General features: G+C 42.8%; 14 protein-coding genes and 1 pseudogene. 9 read left to right on the top strand and 6 right to left on the bottom strand.

Annotated features, from left to right (window positions below; all coding sequences use genetic code 11):
- A pseudogene (locus CRO74_RS31790) lies at positions 1 to 378 on the top strand (hypothetical protein); the annotation flags it as partial.
- A 23-nt stretch (positions 379 to 401) separates the two neighbouring features.
- On the opposite strand, the gene CRO74_RS30950 reads toward CRO74_RS31790, so the two are convergent.
- From CRO74_RS30950 to CRO74_RS30940, 3 genes are all read right to left on the bottom strand, one after another.
- Positions 402 to 665 carry a hypothetical protein gene (locus CRO74_RS30950; protein ID WP_097132170.1) on the bottom strand — a complete coding sequence of 88 codons (264 nt, stop codon included), beginning with the start codon at positions 663 to 665 and terminating at the stop codon, positions 402 to 404.
- Positions 666 to 684: 19 nt separating this feature from the next.
- Positions 685 to 1,143, bottom strand: coding sequence for a DUF5991 domain-containing protein (locus tag CRO74_RS30945; protein WP_097132168.1), 459 nt, complete (start codon positions 1,141 to 1,143; stop codon positions 685 to 687).
- Between the two features lie 67 nt (positions 1,144 to 1,210).
- Positions 1,211 to 4,855 carry a type IIG restriction enzyme/methyltransferase gene (locus tag CRO74_RS30940; protein WP_097132166.1) on the bottom strand — a complete coding sequence of 1,215 codons (3,645 nt, stop codon included), beginning with the start codon at positions 4,853 to 4,855 and terminating at the stop codon, positions 1,211 to 1,213.
- Between the two features lie 118 nt (positions 4,856 to 4,973).
- On the opposite strand from CRO74_RS30940, the gene CRO74_RS30935 reads away from it, so the two are divergent.
- From CRO74_RS30935 to CRO74_RS30905, 6 genes are all read left to right on the top strand, one after another.
- On the top strand, positions 4,974 to 5,288 hold the full coding sequence (locus tag CRO74_RS30935) for a hypothetical protein (protein ID WP_097132163.1): 315 nt from the start codon (positions 4,974 to 4,976) through the stop codon (positions 5,286 to 5,288).
- 9 nt (positions 5,289 to 5,297) lie between these two features.
- Positions 5,298 to 5,582, top strand: coding sequence for a hypothetical protein (locus CRO74_RS30930; RefSeq protein ID WP_097132161.1), 285 nt, complete (start codon positions 5,298 to 5,300; stop codon positions 5,580 to 5,582).
- A 2-nt stretch (positions 5,583 to 5,584) separates the two neighbouring features.
- Positions 5,585 to 5,854: a hypothetical protein gene (locus CRO74_RS30925; RefSeq protein WP_097132159.1), complete on the top strand. Its 270-nt coding sequence runs from the start codon at positions 5,585 to 5,587 to the stop codon at positions 5,852 to 5,854.
- Positions 5,855 to 6,276: 422 nt separating this feature from the next.
- Entirely contained in the window at positions 6,277 to 7,086 is an 810-nt protein-coding gene (locus CRO74_RS30915; RefSeq protein WP_097132156.1) for a hypothetical protein, read from the top strand.
- 155 nt (positions 7,087 to 7,241) lie between these two features.
- Positions 7,242 to 7,526: a hypothetical protein gene (locus CRO74_RS30910; RefSeq protein WP_097132154.1), complete on the top strand. Its 285-nt coding sequence runs from the start codon at positions 7,242 to 7,244 to the stop codon at positions 7,524 to 7,526.
- Positions 7,523 to 7,819, top strand: a complete 297-nt coding sequence (locus CRO74_RS30905) for a hypothetical protein (RefSeq protein ID WP_097132153.1) — start codon at positions 7,523 to 7,525, stop codon at positions 7,817 to 7,819. Before CRO74_RS30910 ends, CRO74_RS30905 begins: the two co-directional genes overlap by 4 nt.
- A 104-nt stretch (positions 7,820 to 7,923) precedes the next feature.
- On the opposite strand, the gene CRO74_RS30900 is transcribed toward CRO74_RS30905, so the two are convergent.
- The 3 genes from CRO74_RS30900 to CRO74_RS30890 form a co-directional block, all read right to left on the bottom strand.
- On the bottom strand, positions 7,924 to 8,928 hold the full coding sequence (locus tag CRO74_RS30900; protein WP_097132151.1) for a hypothetical protein: 1,005 nt from the start codon (positions 8,926 to 8,928) through the stop codon (positions 7,924 to 7,926).
- 12 nt (positions 8,929 to 8,940) lie between these two features.
- Positions 8,941 to 10,770 (bottom strand): S1 family peptidase, encoded by a 1,830-nt coding sequence (locus tag CRO74_RS30895; protein WP_097132149.1) that lies wholly within the window; start codon positions 10,768 to 10,770, stop codon positions 8,941 to 8,943.
- 64 nt (positions 10,771 to 10,834) lie between these two features.
- Positions 10,835 to 11,173, bottom strand: coding sequence for a hypothetical protein (locus tag CRO74_RS30890; protein WP_097132147.1), 339 nt, complete (start codon positions 11,171 to 11,173; stop codon positions 10,835 to 10,837).
- Positions 11,174 to 11,819: 646 nt separating this feature from the next.
- Here CRO74_RS30890 and CRO74_RS30885 point away from each other — a divergent pair.
- Both CRO74_RS30885 and CRO74_RS30880 read left to right on the top strand, forming a co-directional pair.
- Positions 11,820 to 14,882: a BPTD_3080 family restriction endonuclease gene (locus CRO74_RS30885; protein WP_097132145.1), complete on the top strand. Its 3,063-nt coding sequence runs from the start codon at positions 11,820 to 11,822 to the stop codon at positions 14,880 to 14,882.
- Positions 14,882 to 17,659 (top strand): site-specific DNA-methyltransferase, encoded by a 2,778-nt coding sequence (locus tag CRO74_RS30880; RefSeq protein ID WP_097132143.1) that lies wholly within the window; start codon positions 14,882 to 14,884, stop codon positions 17,657 to 17,659. The genes CRO74_RS30885 and CRO74_RS30880 overlap by 1 nt, the downstream gene beginning before the upstream one ends.
- Positions 17,660 to 17,707: the final 48 nt, after the last annotated feature.

The raw sequence follows: 17,707 nt of genomic DNA, 5'->3' as shown, positions 1-17,707 counted from the left end.
GCTGAAGCGGCAACACAAGGCCAGCGACACCTAACACTATTGAAAGCGGCAACCCTAGCCGGTGGATATATCGCAACGGGCCGAATAGATGAACAAACCGCTATTTATGCGTTAGAAACCGTAGCAAGCGAGTGGCCGAATTTTACAAAGTCACAGAAAACAATTCGGGATGGAATCCGCAACGGTTTAACAAAACCGATTTATCCAGAAGAACAGGCAAAAGGTAGTTCCCGACCGGCTAACCCCCGCCCTGTTATAGTTCGTACTATAGCTGAACAATTGGCCCGGCCCGGTTCGATTCTTAAACCGGATGAATCGCAACTTGAGCGGTTAACGGTTGATTCATGCAATCAGTATCCGGTTGATTGGGCCTTATAAACAAAGCGAGTATCTATAACCAATCATATAGCATTGTATAGTTTCATTACTTCCTGTATACGGCGTTCGTGTTCTTCATCGCTGTAAAAGTTTCCGGCTTCAGCGTCCCAGCGTCGCTGTACCGATTGCCGGGCAATGGCTCGTTCCTGTCGCTCTTCTATAGGCAAACGCCAGATTGCTTTCAAATGGGGCTTATGCTCATCTAGCCAATTGCTCCATTCCATATCCTTACCTTTTCGTGGCCCTCCATCTTTTGTGGCATATGGATTTTCTTCATCTTCTACCATATAATTAAGAGTACTGAGTTTATTTTTGATTGACCTTTCGAAAACATACCCGTCCACTATGATTACCTTCATAGTTGTTAAAAAGTTGATTCCAATATGTAATTACTTTACCATTCCGAAGTTTCAATGTTAATGCGGGTTTGTTAAGATTTATTTTATCTGCAATCATAAACGAGCCATCATTCACTGACCTAAAATATAATTCAAACGAATCACCTTTATCATACCCTTGACACTCTAACTCATACCAAGTCTGGATGCCTATTGCTGTATATTTACAAAGATTCATCCCTCTGTATTTTTCATCAATTTTCAAAACGTACTCTACTCCGGTATCTTCAAACCTCCAAGTCCCAATCCAGTTTGTATTAACTTTATTACTTGTTAAAACAATTTTATTGGTATTTTTTATTTTTGGTTGTGAGTCACAAAGAAGCGAAATAGCAAAATAAGACAGTGCAAGTAATGTAAACTTCATAATTGATTATTTTAATATTTAGACAAATTAAATTCAAGTTGAACGCCTACTAGTTACATTTTTTGAATCAAAAAACGGATTTCCCTTCAACTATTGCTATTTCCTCATCCGTCAACCCATACAACCCATAAACTAAACTATCAATCTCCGCTTCTAAAGCGGAGGTATCAGCGGTTGAATCAATAGCTTTAGCGGTTAGGATTTTATTGACTATATCTGAAATTTCTTCTTGTTCTTGATTATCTGCTTTAACAATCGGAATTTGTTTTATATCACTTGGATTTAGTTTTGGAAATATATCTTTCCCGAAATTTGGCAAGGTTTTTTGACCGTAAAAACTTATAAGTTTTGAATTAGAACAACCAATTATAAAAGGGATTTTAGATGTATGAATTTCAAAAGGTTTAAAGGGGCTAATACTATGACCATGATAATATACCTCTTTAACAGCGCAAGCTTGTATACGCTTGTTTACACCCGGAATCTCACGAAATAAAATTCTATTCCCTTCGAAAAATCTCTTTTCACGTGGGGCGGCAAGCCATTCGCCATATCTTAACCATTCACCACCCCATTTTTGGACATACCTTTCTATATGCTTACCATCTAACCATTTGCCTGATGTATCATCTATAAATTGATTAGAATGAAAAACGCGGTTTTTAATAGTTTCTTTACTGTGCCCCCGATAGCTATCATAAGGAGTAATACCTTGAATGACTTCACCATATTCAGAAAGCCTGAAAGAATTTTGTTCTATTTTCTGAATCAAAGAATATATTATTGGGGGAATCCTGTACTCGATTTTTTTATTTATGTTAAGTTTCCATTCTGAAAGCTGTATTTTCCAGCTATTCTGACGATAAGTAATTTCAAAATATTCGTTTGTTACCGATTTTTGACAAAGAAAAGTTGCTGTATTTACAACTGCATCTTCAAAGACATTTTCGCCCCACACATTAACTGTTGCTAAAAAAGCATTATTTGCAATATAATCTCTAAGTTTTTGAGTTGTTTCAAGGTTCAGCCATAGTTCAGGTGCTATGTAGCATAAGATGCCTTTATCGCTTGCTATTTTAAGCCCTAATTCACTAAAGTATATGTAAGCATCAAATTTATACTGATAGGTTTTATATGAATTTTTAATATACTCCTTTTCTTTAACTGAAAATAAATCTCCATAAGGTGGGTTGCCGATAATCGCATTAAATCCAACAAAATCACCTTTATCATTCAGTACTTCAGGAAATTCAAAACGCCATTCAAACGAGCCGCGATAAAGGGCGTTGTTTTCAATGTTTGCTATTTCTGTTTCAATTTGTTCAATGTACTTGTCTGTTCGGCTAATTTCGGCGGCAACCAGTTTAGGGTCTTTTATTGGGTTGCCGAAAATATCAATATTGTTATTCAGCAAGACCCGTTGCCCACGCAGGTCGGCTAATTTTTTTCGTTTGGGGTCTCTATTAGATACCGTTTCGCGGAACTGGCTTTTTATTTCGTTAATGAAGCGTTGAAGTTCAGATTTAGCATCTTTTGTCTTTACTTCTTTGTAAGCTGTTACCGCGTCTTTATACGTTCTTAAGCTAAACTTCTGCTTTTTGAAAACGTCGCTTAAATCTTCGGTCAGGCTAAACTTGCTTAATAGGCTGTTCCCCTGTTTAATGTTTATATCAATGTTGGGTAAGGTTTCCAGTTCCGTAAAGCCAGATTCATCGGTATAGTAGGCGTTTTTTAATAGCTCAATCCAGAGCCGCAACCGACAAATCTTTACGGAGTTGGGGTTTATATCGACCCCAAACAGGCAGTTTTCAATGATAGACTGTTTTTCGTGAAACAAGGTCTTTTGTACCCGTTGGCGTTCGGCGGTCGGTTTGCCCGTTGCTCCCAAAACATACTGAAACGGGGTTTCGTCCTCATCCTGTACAATCAGTTCATCGTTCAGGATGCTTACGGTATAATCCTTTATCCGCTTGCCGGTTGCGTCCTGTAAGATGCCTAAGTCAGACTTTACCGCTATCAGTTCGTTTAGGGCCGACACCAGAAAGTGACCTGAACCAACGGCAGGGTCGCAAATGCGAACTTCATTAATCAGGGTATTGGCTTCAGCCCGGTCAAGGTCTTTGTTTTCGAGGTCGGCAAAGTCTTTACAATCCCAGCCTTTGGCATCGTTGAACTTTTGAACGACCGCTTTACGGATGGTTTCGCGGCACATATACTCCGTAATGAAGCCCGGCGTATAGAAGGAACCGTCTTTGTAGCCGTTTATCTTCTCAAAGATCAACCCTAGTACACTGGCATTAATCAGCGTCCGGTTCTTCTCCTGTATTTCTTCCCGGCTCTCTGATGCAAAATCATACGCGTCTAAGAAGGCAAACAGGTAAGCCAGCGTACTTACCTCTTTGGTGTTTTTATAAGCCGGGTTATCACTAAGAACACTGTTACGAAGTATGGGCAACGTTAGGCCGTTATCTAGTTGGTTGACCCCTATACTATCATTTTCTAATTCCGTTGTCTCAAACAGCGAGCTATTCAGGTACGGAACCCGGCCAAACTTGGTTTGAATGGATGCTTGCCGTTCGGACGGTTTACGGGCCAATACGCGAAAGAATAGTTTATTGAGTTCGTCAAAATCGGGTATCGTTTCCCGGTTTAGAAAGGTATAGTCTTTGTTGCCGCTGTGATACTTGACCAATTGCGACTCTAACAGCTTTAAAAATAGAATCCGATTGACCCACGTAATACATAGTTCCAACGCAACGCTAAACAGTTGCTCATCCGTTGTTGCTCCATACTGGCTACGGTCGTGAAGCTGGTAGAACTTACCGGATGAATCCAGTTCGATTAACGTATTTTCAAGTAATGAACCCTCATCCCGTTTGCCCGCTTCTTTGCGCCGTATGACTTTTTTACCGCCTTCTTTGACCTCCTCTAAGCCGATGAGGTGTAATAGTTCAGAATAGAATTTAGGGTTTAGGCGGTTGCTATCGGTAGCCGTTGGCAACTTCAGCAAATGCGTAGGAGACAGTATTTTATAGAGAGACAGTAAAGCCTTATCGTTTACCTTATCGGCATCGGCTACTATTTTCTGATAGTCCCGTATATCGAAATAGGTAAACGGTATTTCGTCGGTTAGTTCGGCCAAAAAGGGCTTTACAATTTCATTATAGAACAGGTCATTGTTCTTGCTGACCTTTTGGCCCGTTGCCCAGGCTTTGTACTCTTTGGTTAAATGAGCGTTACGGTAGAATAGCCGATCAATCAAAGCCGCGTCAAAGATGAACCATTCGAATACGTTGGTAATGACACAATGCCGAATGTCGCTGTTTTGGGAGCGTTGCCGTTCTTGAAAGTAGTATAGAAGTAGTTCGTGAAAGGCTTTAACGTTGAGGTTTTGCCGGGTTATCATTTCGCCCTTGTTGGCCGGACGCTTAACTTCAAACAGTACCCCGGCCTGAGTAGTGGCGTCCTTGCCTAAGTGAATGACAAAATCCGTTTTACCTTTTGGCGCAACAACGTGAGCATCCCGGTAATAGACCTCTTTCAAAAAGTCCATCAAGTGGTCTTTTACATTCTCTTCACTTTCCTTCTCATTTATGAGGGGTAAGAGCTTTAGGTAACTGGTTTTAAATCGCTCAATTTGTTCACGGGTAGCGGGTTGGAGAGCATAAACACGATCAAGGGATTTTGCCGGTGTGCGGGCGGTAAGCTGCATTCTTTTTTGTATATTTAAAGGGGTACCAAGTAAGGCAAAAAGCAACCTACTTGCAACCCCGCCAACCGGAATATATTAAAGGGTTTCATTCTGAAATAGAATAAAAATAGAATTTCTCATGCCATTTGAAACAGGACGGAGCAAAACCGGCGGTCGAACAACCGGAACCCCGAACAAGGCTGTAAAGGAATTACGGCACCAATTACAGGCCATTGTTCAAACCTCTTTAGATGAGTTGCCAGATACATTGGCCGCAATGGAACCCACCGACCGGGCGCGATTACTTACCGCTCTGTTACCCTATGTAATGCCCAAACTTAACAGCGTTGAACTCCGATCTGAACAAACAGAGGATGAACCAAAGAAAGGTTTACCCGAATGGTTAGGCGTTGCCGCCAGCAAAAAAGAAACGATCTACACCCATAAAAACTAACTCCTTATTATGGCTTTCGAAAAAGGACGCGAAAAAACAGGCGGTCGGAAAACAGGCAGTACCAACCGGGCAACCCTTGATATTAAATCGAAAATAGCCGCGCTAATCGACAACCAGTTTGATTCGATTGAAGCCGATTTAGAAGCGTTAGAGCCAAAAGACCGGGTAGCCGCCTATCTTAAATTCATGGAATACGTAGTGCCCAAACAACGGGAACAGAAAATAGACCTATCGACGCTGACGGACGAACAGGTAGACGACTTATTAAATAAGGCAATGGCTAAACTAGACTAACCATGAAGTTTATGGGCCTAAATCGGTCATTAAAGACACGAATCTTACTCAAGCTGTTAGAGGGGCAAACGGCCCCTTTAGCCAGCCTAAGAAAACCGCTTAGTCCTGACTTATCACAATGGACAAACGAAGAGTTACAAACCGAATACGAGCGTATACGGCAAAAGCAATACCGGCAAAAAGGGGTATTACCTCCGCCAATGCCTAACTTTGGTGCAATGAGTCTTGAGCAATTGTATAGCTACAAAGCCGCCCGTTTTAAAGCCATTTGATAACAGCTAGCTATGAAGCGAACTGAAAAGGTTCTATTACTGACGGCGTTAATAAAAGGTACGGTCACATCTAAACAGCTAGCCGATTTAAGGCAAAGTCAAGAGCCAATATACCTGACGTTAAATCTCGGAACTGACGACAACCCTATGGAGCAAAGCCCCAACGAACCGACCTATCATATTGACGTTTATTCGGATTGTACGGTAAAATGCTACGACCGCTACCCGAATAAAAAAATGAATAGAGACATACCTTACGACAATTAAAATTCTGTATGCTCAAACACCCTAATTTTATAAAAGTATCATATTTGAATTAAACTTCGAAAAGATACTTTGAACTAATCATTACTAAGTTAGCTATAGCAGATTTTAGTCAGAGTAATCTTAGTGAGATTATAAACCATATTAATAATCAACTTATGGATTTTTTAAACTTTACAAATGCATTGGAAGATCTTGTTGAAAAAGTAAATTTATCTTTACTCGCAGGAGTTTTAGCAGGATTAATTGCCATAGTCGCAGCAGTTGCTCAATGGAAAGATAAAAAAGAAGAAGAAAAGGAAGCTGAATCAAATAGGCTAAAAGTAGAAGCGGCACAAAAAGAAATAAAAATCTTGCAACTGAAAAGCCTAAAGAAAACAGATGAATTAGAGAAAGTATATATAGATTTAAATAATGCTAATAAGAAAATTATTGACCTTCAAGGTGAATTAAAGAATGAAATTACTGGAGGTGAAAGTAGACCAGTGCTAAGAATTTACAGCAGTGGACTGGTAACACATGAAGTATCTAGAAAAAAATATTTTATCCTAAACTTTGATCTTTATAATCCCAACAAATACGCACTACAAAATATACGAGTAGTATTTCACGATCTTTGGGGAAGAGAAATGATGCAATTAGGAGTTGTGCATTTTAGAGACGGATTATCCGTTGGTCTTAGGCCCCCAACCGTAGACGAACTTAATAATAGAATCTCTGTACATCATTTTGATAACATTGGTAGTTTAGCAAAAAATAATACCTATCCATTATATACTACAACTTTTTGTCCTGAACTAGCTAATATGGATACACCTGGATATGCTGTTGAAGTGAAATGGTACAATGGTAGTTTTGTGTATTTTGTAAATCTAAAAATCGAAAATGATAAATTGATAAATTTCGGAACAGAGATGTCTTTTAATGGACAAAAGGTAGATCATGAAAAATATATCGAGTTTCATTAGCATAAATCTCCATGTTTCTTAACACATTTCTTTTCGTAACAAATCATCGTCCTAAAAAAAGTAAAATTACAATCAATTATCTGTTACAATATAGAAGTAGATTTCCCGTTGAAAATGATTTAAAATAAACTATATATAACAATAATAATAAAGGCATGAAACGAATTGAAAAGATTGCTTTGCTTATGAAGATTGTAGATGGGAAAGCTAGTGTTGAAACCTTAAACAAATTACGCCAGTCTAAAAACCCCGGTGCTGTCGTTATTATCTATCAGTTTGAAGCATTCAACCCCGGCCCCGATGAGGTTGTTAGTTTTCATCATAAAGGCAAGCGAGTAACTATGCCTTATAAAGATATTCAGGCTTTCACACGGTATGAGTCGTTAACTATTTGTATGATTCCAGACAATGGCCGTAGAAAAGTACCTGAATCAAGATGAGTCGGAATACCTTGAACGGCAAACGCCAATTGCTTGCCGATCTGTTTGCAGGTAATACCGACAGTTTGCAGCAGTATCGAACCAGTCAGCAACAAGTAAACAGTCCGTACCGATGGATTGTAAATGATACCATAGCCGGGACGGTGTACGGTGTTGGTAAAGACGGTAGCCAGCACCCGCTTACGCCTAACGATTTAGCTGAAGCACCGCCAAACACCGTTTTTCAAATCGTTGACCATTCAGGCGGTAAACGAATACCTGAACCCGATGAGGACTACAACGCAAGTTTATAGAAATCCCTCTTTGTTTTTCTCGGTCTCTTAAAAAGAGGAACTCAAGTGAGTTCTACCCCTTTAATTGTATCCCAGTAAATAATTAATATACTTGAGTACTAAAACTATGAAACAGTAGATTTTACAGCAAACTCTCTTAATGCTTTCCGCCTAGTTTTACTATTTATTATTTCTTGAGGGATACTGTGAAATTTATTATCTGCTCTTAAAATCTCTAGAAGCCAATTATTTTTACTTAATTTTATAATCAAATCTTCTATTTTTTTTTCAACTTCGGGATTATTATTTTTGTTTAAACTTTTTTTATCGTCATCAGAGAATATTCTTTCAATTAACGTTAAATATACAAGTTCTATTCCCACTATATCTTTTAACTTTTCTAATACTGTAAGCTTAATAAAATCATCTAAAATTTTTGTATAGTTTTTGTCTTCAATATTATATTCTAAATTCCTTGCAAGATTCACTAAAAACGGGACATAAAACCGAGCTAATTTTTTTGAAATAACCCTCGATTCATAAACTTTTTTTATAACATTATTTAGTTTGTTAAACACTTGATCTTTACTATTAAAACGCACATCCCAGTATTGGTGATATTTTCTAGTAGATATGTCAGTAATATAGTAGTTTTGAAAAACAAGGAATTCATTTAATTCATTTTTAAGGTCTTCGTCTATAAATATACCTGCTCCTTTAAACCTTTCAATAATACCATATAGCTTTGAAGATTCTACCCCAAACCCGTATGTAAACACAACTCCTTTTATATATTCATCTTCAATTTGAATATCTTCATCATTCTTATCTAAATTTAAAATTCCTTTTATAATAGCGGCTCTAAACATAAAAGATTTTTCTACAAGCAAATTATATCGTAGTTCCTCTAAAAACTTAAGAAGTTTATCAATATTATTACACTGTATATAGCAATAATCTCTAAATAAATGAGCCTGAAATGAATACAATTCATTACTATCAGTTAATACTGCATTAAATGCAATATTAATTTGACCTTTAAAACTATTAATAGCTTCGATAAAAGCCTTAGGGTCGTCTTCAGCAAGTTCCCTTATACCAATAAGCTCAATAATAGAAGAGTAAGCCATATCAAAACCATTTTAGTGCTTGCCAAATAAAAATACTCTAATTAAATGTGAGTAGACTAATAAAGGTTTAAGATCATTAATTGTAAAGAATTTACACATCTTTAATTTAAAATTCTCAGGTTTCCTATCAAAATGACTCGTAATACCCCGTAGCGCCTTAGAATCTTTGGGACGTTTTGTTACCACAACAAACGCAAAAGGTTCCTCTAAAGAACTATCAAACTTTTTTAGAGCACCTAATATTTTCCTCCTACTCAATTGGCCTCCGAGTTTAGGAGCCTTTAAAAGTATTTCGATTATTTCCTCTTCTCGCATTTTTCTTTTGTTTTTTTCTGGCTCATTTGTGTTTTTAGAATTTGGACCATTAGGATTATTGTTTGTGGGTGTATTATTAAAAATACCACCATCAACGAATCTACTCCAAATTTCAATGAACTTGTCACCGTTCAACTTGTCCGTAACTGAATCTCGGGCGCATGAAGAGAAAGTAATGAACGTATCGTCATCTTTTATCGAATTCCCATAAGATAGTAATTGGCTATCTCTTGCAAAGATTGCCTTCGCTTGTGAAAAGGATTGTTTTGCAGAGATGGTAGAATATAAACTCCGTATTATTGGATGAGAGTAAAAATATAATGTATCTAAAAATACATCTGCTATTATATTGTGAACTGCCTTTTTAAAAAAGCTTCTCGATGAATCGCTTTCTTTCTCATCTTCATAATCTAATTCATATTGTTTATCAAATGACGGCCCTACTTTTGTATTTAAACTATTTTTATTTTTAGTTTTCTTAATATCTACTCCTACAATAAATGATGTATCTAAGTACTCGTTTAATTTATCAGGCTTATTGTGATTAGAAATAATATTTCCATCAATATCTATTATAACCCGAACAAGGTTTTTCCAAGCAGGATCGTTTTCTTTACCCCAAGTTTCTAGATAATTCAATAAATCAACGCTCGATTTTCGTTGTATCCTACTAAACTTTACTTTACTCCTTTTTATCAACCCATTATATTCAGATCCAGAAAATCTTTGCATAAGGTGCATGATAACAGTATTTATTTCGTCAAACGCATCATCATTCGCAATAGATAAATATATTTCATTCTGTACTGTACTTCTATCTGTTATAAAAATTGTATATCTATCTATATACTCAGGTTGTGGAACTAGTATTAAATTAAAACGTTTGACAGCATCTTGAATATTTAGGCCGATTCCGCCATAAATACTTTCTCTAACGTACCTATTCTTTATATTGTTGAAGGCCGCAGCTAAACAATGCACCTTTGCTTTGTCAACCTGACCACTTTGCAAACCAATAGCATAATTATTAACTATAATTGGGGCACCACTAACACCGCCCCAATCATGGATAGAATCAATCCTTAATTGTATCCAATAATCGTCATTACTTTTCAGCTTTACTTTATCTATAACTTTACCAGAGAAGGTAAAGCCTATATCTTCTGAAATATCTTCCGAAAAGCCTTTAGTTACAAAAAGTTTATTAATATATTTTATAGAGAAATCTTTTAAAGGTATGTAAGGTATCCTTAGAGATTTAAATCTTTTATAACTACTTTCAACTACTTTAAGTATTGCATAGTCAATAGCTTTTTCTTCGACATATTGACTTTCAATTAATTCTGCTTCTAAAGATTCCCTTCCGCTATTGGTAAAAATATTATAATGCAGCAAATTTGGATTTTCTATATCAGAGAAACCATGTCCTGCCGTCATTATCAGACCGTTGCTTGAAAAAAACCAACCTGTTTGCCAAGAGTTTTTAATAGATACTTTTACTATTGCTTCTTTTTGCAATTCTTTCATTACTTTGATGCTAGGTAGTGGATATAAGAAAGGAAATATAAGTCACTTATTAGAACAAGTATTACTAGCTCTTTTTCCATTTCATTGTAACTTTTGCTGTGCCTTCTGTTTGCACACCAATTATCCAACCTCCCGCAGACAAACTTATTGAAATCTCAATTTCTAACTCGTTAGGGCTAGATTCATCTATATACTCATTTAATTCTTTTCCGAAGGAGCGAATTATTTCCCCAACAGCTTTTTTTAAACCTACTCTAAACTCAGTTGAGTGACCAGCAGACGTTGTAGAAGCTTTAATACCGCCTTTTTTTTCATCTAACTTTACTTCATTAGATTCAGAAATTTCAGATGTAGGAGCTACATACACATTTATGTCACCAAATTGTTCGTATATGCCTTTCATAGTCAGGGGTTTGGGTGTGGTTTTAACCAAATGTGAATTATGTGAACCTTTTTTTCAAATGCAAATTTTTTTACTTTATTTAGTAAATGAACCATATACTGCACAAGGTCTTCCTTCAATATGATAGTTGTAGTGACAGAGCTTAGTCTACCCAAAAGCACTCTACAAGTTTTGTATCCTATCTGTACCACGCAAAATAATACTCTCTTATATATAATTGACTATCAATCAGTTATAACATGTAATTACATTCTGTATCGGAAAGTAGTCTCTGGCAACACGTTACTAGTATTAAGCAGGAAGGCGGGTATCCATCAGATACCCGCCTTCCTGCTTAATAGCAATATCCTACAGCAGACCATATATTTTGGTCAACAGTAACGTCCTGAAAACGAACAAAGCGCAGAACATACGGCCCAAAGACCAAAAATGCCTTTTTTATTATAGGCACTTTTATGGTAGATTTCGTTTCTGAAGTTTCACTGCACCATTAAACCCGATACATCGTATGCGCTCCAGGATAATGCTTTCCCCTTTATTGCATGCAATTCATTTCAATCCTACAGGAATGCGGCAACGGCCACCTGGCTATCCAGTTACGCAGTCACAAAGACAAATAACTATTCGTATAGGATAGACCTTTAGTATGCAGAACCCTTTCTTTGAGAAACCCATTCTTAATTCTCCTTACGCCTACCCAACCCGCCATTGGGAGCTGGATAAAGATGGTCAGCCTACACAAAACATCATTCATGACCGGCGACCTGCCGAGTTTATAACCCCCATCCCGAAGCCACGGAAGCGGAAACGAGCCGAAAACCAGCAATCCATCGTATTCGATGAAGGAAAGGGGCTGTCGACAACTAAACAGGAGTACGACCCCACGCCCTATATCAATCAGGTACGTCAGGAAGTAGAGAAGTGGCGGAGTTTGCCCAACCCGAATCAGTGGCAGGTGACGCCCGAAACAGCTCGGCTCCTGCAACACTGGCGTAACCATCCATTTAGCAGTATACGACCGTTCTTCTGTCAGGTAGAAGCGGTTGAAACGGCCATCTGGCTGTCGGAGGTGGCAGGTAACTCCAAAACAGGCAAAGCCATTCTGGAGCGCCTTGCCAACGCCAATCTGGACGCCAATCCGGAGCTGATGCGTGTTGCACTGAAACTGGCGACCGGAGCAGGGAAAACGACCGTTATGGCCATGCTCATTGCCTGGCAAACGATCAATGCCGTGCGTCGACCACAGAGCAAAAACTTCACGCGCGGATTCCTGATCGTAACCCCCGGCATTACCATAAAGGACCGCCTGCGAGTGCTGATGCCCAATGACCCGGAGAGCTACTATGCCAGCCGGGAACTGGTGCCGCCTGATATGCTCGATGACCTGCAACGGGCCAAGATCGTAATTACGAACTACCACGCCTTCAAGCTTCGCGAACGGATCGACATCTCGAAAGGGGGCCGGTTACTGCTTCAGGGGAAAAACGGGGAGGCTCTTGATACCCTGGAGACCGAAGGCCAGATGATTCAGCGGGTGATGCCCGATCTGATGGGGATGAAGAACATCATGGCCATCAACGACGAAGCCCACCACTGCTACCGGGAAAAGCCCCAGGCCGAGGAAGATGTGGCCGACCTGACGGGCGAAGATAAAGCCGAAGCCGAACAAAACCGGGAAGCGGCCCGGCTCTGGATCTCCGGCCTGGAAGCTGTTAAGCGAAAGCTGGGCATTATTCGGGTCATGGACCTCTCGGCTACACCTTTCTTCCTGAGCGGGTCCGGGTATGTAGAAGGAACATTGTTTCCCTGGACCATGAGCGACTTTTCGCTGATGGATGCCATCGAGTGTGGTATCGTGAAACTCCCCCGTGTACCCGTTGCCGATAACATTCCGGGAGGAGAAATGCCTATGTTCCGCAACCTTTGGGAGCATATTCGCACCAAAATGCCGAAGAAAGGGCGCGGGAAAGGCGCTGAGCTAGACCCGTTAAGCCTGCCGCCCCAACTACAGACGGCCCTCGAAGCCTTGTATGGCCACTATGAGAAAACGTACAAACTCTGGGTCGAGTCGGGCATCAAGGTTCCGCCCTGCTTTATTGTGGTGTGCAACAATACGTCCACCTCAAAACTGGTGTACGATTATATCTCCGGCTTTATCCGGCCCAACTCCGACGAGTCCGAAAGCTTTGTGGCCGGTCGGCTGCCGTTGTTCCGCAATTTCGATGAGAACGGCAATCCACTGGCCCGGCCCAACACGCTCCTGATCGACAGCGAACAACTGGAATCAGGCGAGGCACTGGATGATAACTTTCGCCAGATGGCCGCTCCTGAAATCGAGAAGTTCCGTCGGGAAATCGTTGAACGGTCGGGGAATGCGGAGGATGGCAAGAATATTTCCGATCAGGAACTGCTGCGCGAGGTCATGAACACCGTTGGTCGACCCGACAAGTTGGGTGGCTCCATCCGTTGCGTGGTGTCGGTGTCGATGCTCACCGAGGGCTGGGATGCCAACACCGTCACCCACGTGCTGGGCGTGCGGGCCTTTGGTACGCAACTACTGTGCGAACAGGTCATTGGCCGGGCATTGCGTCGGCAGTCCTACGAGCTTAACGAAGAAGGACTGTTCAATACCGAATACGCCGATGTGCTGGGTATCCCGTTCGACTTTACGGCCAAACCCGTCATTTCCAAACCGCAGAAACCCCGCGAAACCATTCAGGTGCGGGCCATGAAGCCGGAACGTGACCATCTCGAAATCCGATTTCCCCGCGTGGAAGGCTATAAAGTGGATTTACCCGAAGAACGTCTGACCGCCATTTTTACCGAAGACTCGGTTATGGAACTGACGCCCGATCTGGTTGGCGCTACAGAAACCCAGCAATCCGGCATCATTGGTGAACGTGTTGACCTGAACCTCGTCCATACGGGTGATGTGCGCCCCTCGCAGGTGCTATACGAACTGACGTCCCATCTGCTGTTTACGAAGTTTCGCGACCCCGGCGAAGCCCCCAAGCTGCACCTGTTCGGGCAGTTGAAACGGATTTGCAAGCAGTGGCTCGACACCTGTCTGGTATGCACCGGTGGCACGTACCCAGCTCAGCTCCATTACAAAACGCTGGCCGATAGGGCTTGCGAGCATATTACAGCGGGTATTACGAGCGCGTTGGTGGGCCAGAAACCCATCAAGGTCATCACCGACCCCTATAACCCCATTGGCTCCACCCGCTTTGTGAACTTCAATACCTCGCAACTGGACCGCTGGGAAACCGACGCCCGGAAATGCCACATCAACTGGGTCATTCTGGATAGCGACTGGGAGGCCGAATTCTGCCGCGTGGTAGAGCAACACCCGCGTGTGAAGGCCTATGTGAAAAACCATAACCTGGGCCTGACGGTACCCTACCGCTTTGGCTCCGAAAACCGGACCTACATCCCCGACTTTATTGTGCTGGTTGACGACGGACATGGCCCCGACGACTTACTGAATCTGATTGTAGAGATAAAAGGCTACCGGCGCGAAGATGCCAAAGTGAAGAAAACCACCATGGATACTTACTGGATACCCGGCGTAAACAACAGCAAACAATATGGCCGCTGGGCCTTCGCCGAATTTAGGGCCGTCTACGAAATTGAAGCTGACTTTGCGGCCAAAGTAGAACGGCAATTACACGAACTGATCGACGCAACCTTACCGGTTGAGACCTTATAATGGCAAAAAATACCCCTACTGATAAACTCATTACGTCCTTTACCCACGAGGACGAAACGCGCAAAAACATCCCGACGGCGGAATACCAATCCATGATGCAGCGGGCTGCCAAAGACCCTGTTCAGGTAGCCTACGAACGGCGCAATCGCGACCTGGACCCACAATTGGTGTGGCGTGGTAAAGACGAGCAGGACTGGAGCAATCTTATGGTACAGGCTCCCCCGCTGTATATTCAGGAGAAAGTACAGCCTAAAGCCCTCATTGACGACCTATTACGACAGAGCAAGGCGCAGGAACACGCGCAGGGTAAACTCGTGGCCGATCTGTTTTCCGACTTCAACGGCATTCCTAATGGCGTGGATAAAACGGAATTCTACCAGCATGATCAGCACTGGACCAACCGAATGATTCTGGGCGACTCCTTACAGGTAATGGCGAGTTTAGCCGAGCGTGAGGGCCTGCGCGGCAAGGTTCAGTGCATCTACTTCGACCCCCCTTACGGCATCAAGTTCAACTCCAACTTTCAGTGGAGCACCACGAGCCGTGATGTAAAAGATGGTAAAACCGACCACATCACCCGCGAACCCGAACAGGTAAAAGCCTTCCGCGATACCTGGCGCGACGGCATCCACAGCTACTTAACGTACCTGCGTGACCGCCTGACCGTAGCCCGTGACCTGCTCACCGACTCGGGCTCCATTTTCGTGCAGATTGGCGACGAAAACGTTCACCGGGTGCGTGCCGTTATGGATGAGGTGTTTGGGGATGAGAATTTTGTCGGTTTGATTGCGTATGCAAAGACCACAGGCTTCTCTGGTAATTACCTTTCCTCTGTTTGCGATTACCTGATTTGGTTTGCAAAGTCAGCGCCAAATATGAAGTATCGTAGTTTGTACGATGTGAAGCAGGCTGGTGGAGAAGGGGCATCAAAATACAGACCTGCATCTTCCATTGACGCACTCAAAAATTCTCCAATTGTGTTGACTCGCCTTGCGACGTCAGATCAGCTGACGTCGCAAGGCGAGTCAACACAATTGGAGAAACAGAAGTTCCAGTTTCGAAACTCGTCTTGGCAACCGTCTGCGGGACTTCATTGGAAAACGACTGTAGGTGGGCTAAACAACTTAGCGAAAGCGGAACGTATTATTCATGAGGGTAAGTCAATCCGATACGTACGATTTTTAGATGATTTCTCAATCTATCCTCGAACAAATGTGTGGCTAGATATTGGCGGTGTACAAAGTAGGACAGACCCTAAAGTTTATGTAGTTCAAACTGCTACTGAGGCAGTAAAGCGTTGTATTCTCATGGCCTCCGATCCAGGCGACCTAGTCCTTGACCCTACATGCGGATCTGGCACGGCGGCTTACGTAGCAGAACAATGGGGCCGCAGGTGGATTACCATTGATACATCGCGCGTTTCGCTGGCTTTGGCTCGTGCCCGCATCATGGGTGCCCGTTATCCATTCTATTATCTAGCCGATTCACCTGATGGGCAGTTAAAAGAAGCGGAAATCACCCGTAGTGCCATCAGTACCCAACCTACGCGGGGTAATCTCCGTCACGGTTTCGTCTATGAGCGGGTACCGCATATTACGCTTAAATCCATTGCCAACAACGCTGAGATTAATGTAATCTGGGATAAGTGGCAACAGAAACTGGAGCCCCTACGCGAAGCCCTCAACACCAAATTGGGCAATAACTGGCAAGAGTGGGAAATTCCCCGCGAGGCCAAACCTAGTTGGTCAGACGAGGCCACGAAGCTACACGCCGATTGGTGGCAGGCTCGCATTGCCCGGCAAAAGGAGATCGACGCCAGCATTGCCGCCAAAGCCGAGTCGGAGTACCTCTACGACAAACCTTACGAAGACAAAAAGAAAGTCCGCGTGGCCGGTCCGTTCACCGTCGAGAGTCTCAGCCCGCACCGGATGCTGGGCGTCGATGAAAACGATGAACTCATAGACCCGCTCCAGGTCAACAACCGCGCCAGGGCCTACGGGGGCGTTGAACGTACCTTCGAGCAGATGATTCTCGAAAACCTCCGCACTGCGGGTGTTCAGCAGGCGCATAAAGAAGACCGCATTACGTTTACCGCCCTCACCGGCTGGCCCGGCGATCTGATCTGCGCCGAAGGTCGGTACCCGGAAGGGGATCAGGAACGGCGGGCGGGCATTTTCATCGGTCCGGAGTTCGGCACCGTCCAGCGCGCCGATCTGGTAGCCGCTGCCCGCGAGTGTGGCGACGCCGGTTTCGATGTGCTCATTGCCTGCGCCTTCAACTACGAAGCCCACGCCACCGACTTCAACAAACTTGGCAGTATACCCGTACTGAAAGCCCGCATGAACGCCGACCTGCACATGGCCGACGATCTCAAGAACACCGGCAAAGGCAACCTCTTCGTCGTCTTCGGCGAGCCGGATATCGACGTGCTGCACCCCGACAAAGAAATGGTACAGGTGAAGATCAACGGGGTCGATGTGTTTCACCCCAACACCGGCGAGGTACGCTCCGACGGGGCAGAGGGCATTGCCTGCTGGTTTATCGACACCGACTACAACGAAGAGAGCTTTTTTGTCCGTCAGGCGTATTTCCTGGGCGCAAACGACCCCTACAAGGCACTCAAAACCACATTGAAGGCGGAGATCAATCAGGAAGCCTGGGAGTCGCTCAACAGCGATGTATCGCGCCCATTTCCAAAGCCAAAATCGGGCCGTATAGCCGTGAAGGTGATCAACCATTTAGGGGATGAAGTCATGAAAGTATTCCGTGTCGCGTAGACCGGGTTTTACCGTTCACACCTCTGCGATTCTTGAAAATCGCAGAGG

The sequence above is a fragment of the Spirosoma fluviale genome (assembly GCF_900230225.1).
In the GTDB taxonomy this organism is placed as follows: Bacteria; Bacteroidota; Bacteroidia; order Cytophagales; family Spirosomataceae; genus Spirosoma; species Spirosoma fluviale.
This window is presented reverse-complemented; position numbering and strand designations above follow the sequence as displayed.

Coding starts and splice junctions, on each gene's coding strand:
- CRO74_RS30945 (WP_097132168.1), bottom strand. CDS start 1,143: ATGAAGTTTACATTACTTGCACTGTCTTATTTTGCTATTTCGCTTCTT.
- CRO74_RS30935 (WP_097132163.1), top strand. CDS start 4,974: ATGCCATTTGAAACAGGACGGAGCAAAACCGGCGGTCGAACAACCGGA.
- CRO74_RS30940 (WP_097132166.1), bottom strand. CDS start 4,855: ATGCAGCTTACCGCCCGCACACCGGCAAAATCCCTTGATCGTGTTTAT.
- CRO74_RS30880 (WP_097132143.1), top strand. CDS start 14,882: ATGGCAAAAAATACCCCTACTGATAAACTCATTACGTCCTTTACCCAC.
- CRO74_RS30910 (WP_097132154.1), top strand. CDS start 7,242: ATGAAACGAATTGAAAAGATTGCTTTGCTTATGAAGATTGTAGATGGG.
- CRO74_RS30915 (WP_097132156.1), top strand. CDS start 6,277: ATGGATTTTTTAAACTTTACAAATGCATTGGAAGATCTTGTTGAAAAA.
- CRO74_RS30950 (WP_097132170.1), bottom strand. CDS start 665: ATGGTAGAAGATGAAGAAAATCCATATGCCACAAAAGATGGAGGGCCA.
- CRO74_RS30905 (WP_097132153.1), top strand. CDS start 7,523: ATGAGTCGGAATACCTTGAACGGCAAACGCCAATTGCTTGCCGATCTG.
- CRO74_RS30900 (WP_097132151.1), bottom strand. CDS start 8,928: ATGGCTTACTCTTCTATTATTGAGCTTATTGGTATAAGGGAACTTGCT.
- CRO74_RS30930 (WP_097132161.1), top strand. CDS start 5,298: ATGGCTTTCGAAAAAGGACGCGAAAAAACAGGCGGTCGGAAAACAGGC.
- CRO74_RS30925 (WP_097132159.1), top strand. CDS start 5,585: ATGAAGTTTATGGGCCTAAATCGGTCATTAAAGACACGAATCTTACTC.
- CRO74_RS30885 (WP_097132145.1), top strand. CDS start 11,820: ATGCAGAACCCTTTCTTTGAGAAACCCATTCTTAATTCTCCTTACGCC.
- CRO74_RS30895 (WP_097132149.1), bottom strand. CDS start 10,770: ATGAAAGAATTGCAAAAAGAAGCAATAGTAAAAGTATCTATTAAAAAC.
- CRO74_RS30890 (WP_097132147.1), bottom strand. CDS start 11,173: ATGAAAGGCATATACGAACAATTTGGTGACATAAATGTGTATGTAGCT.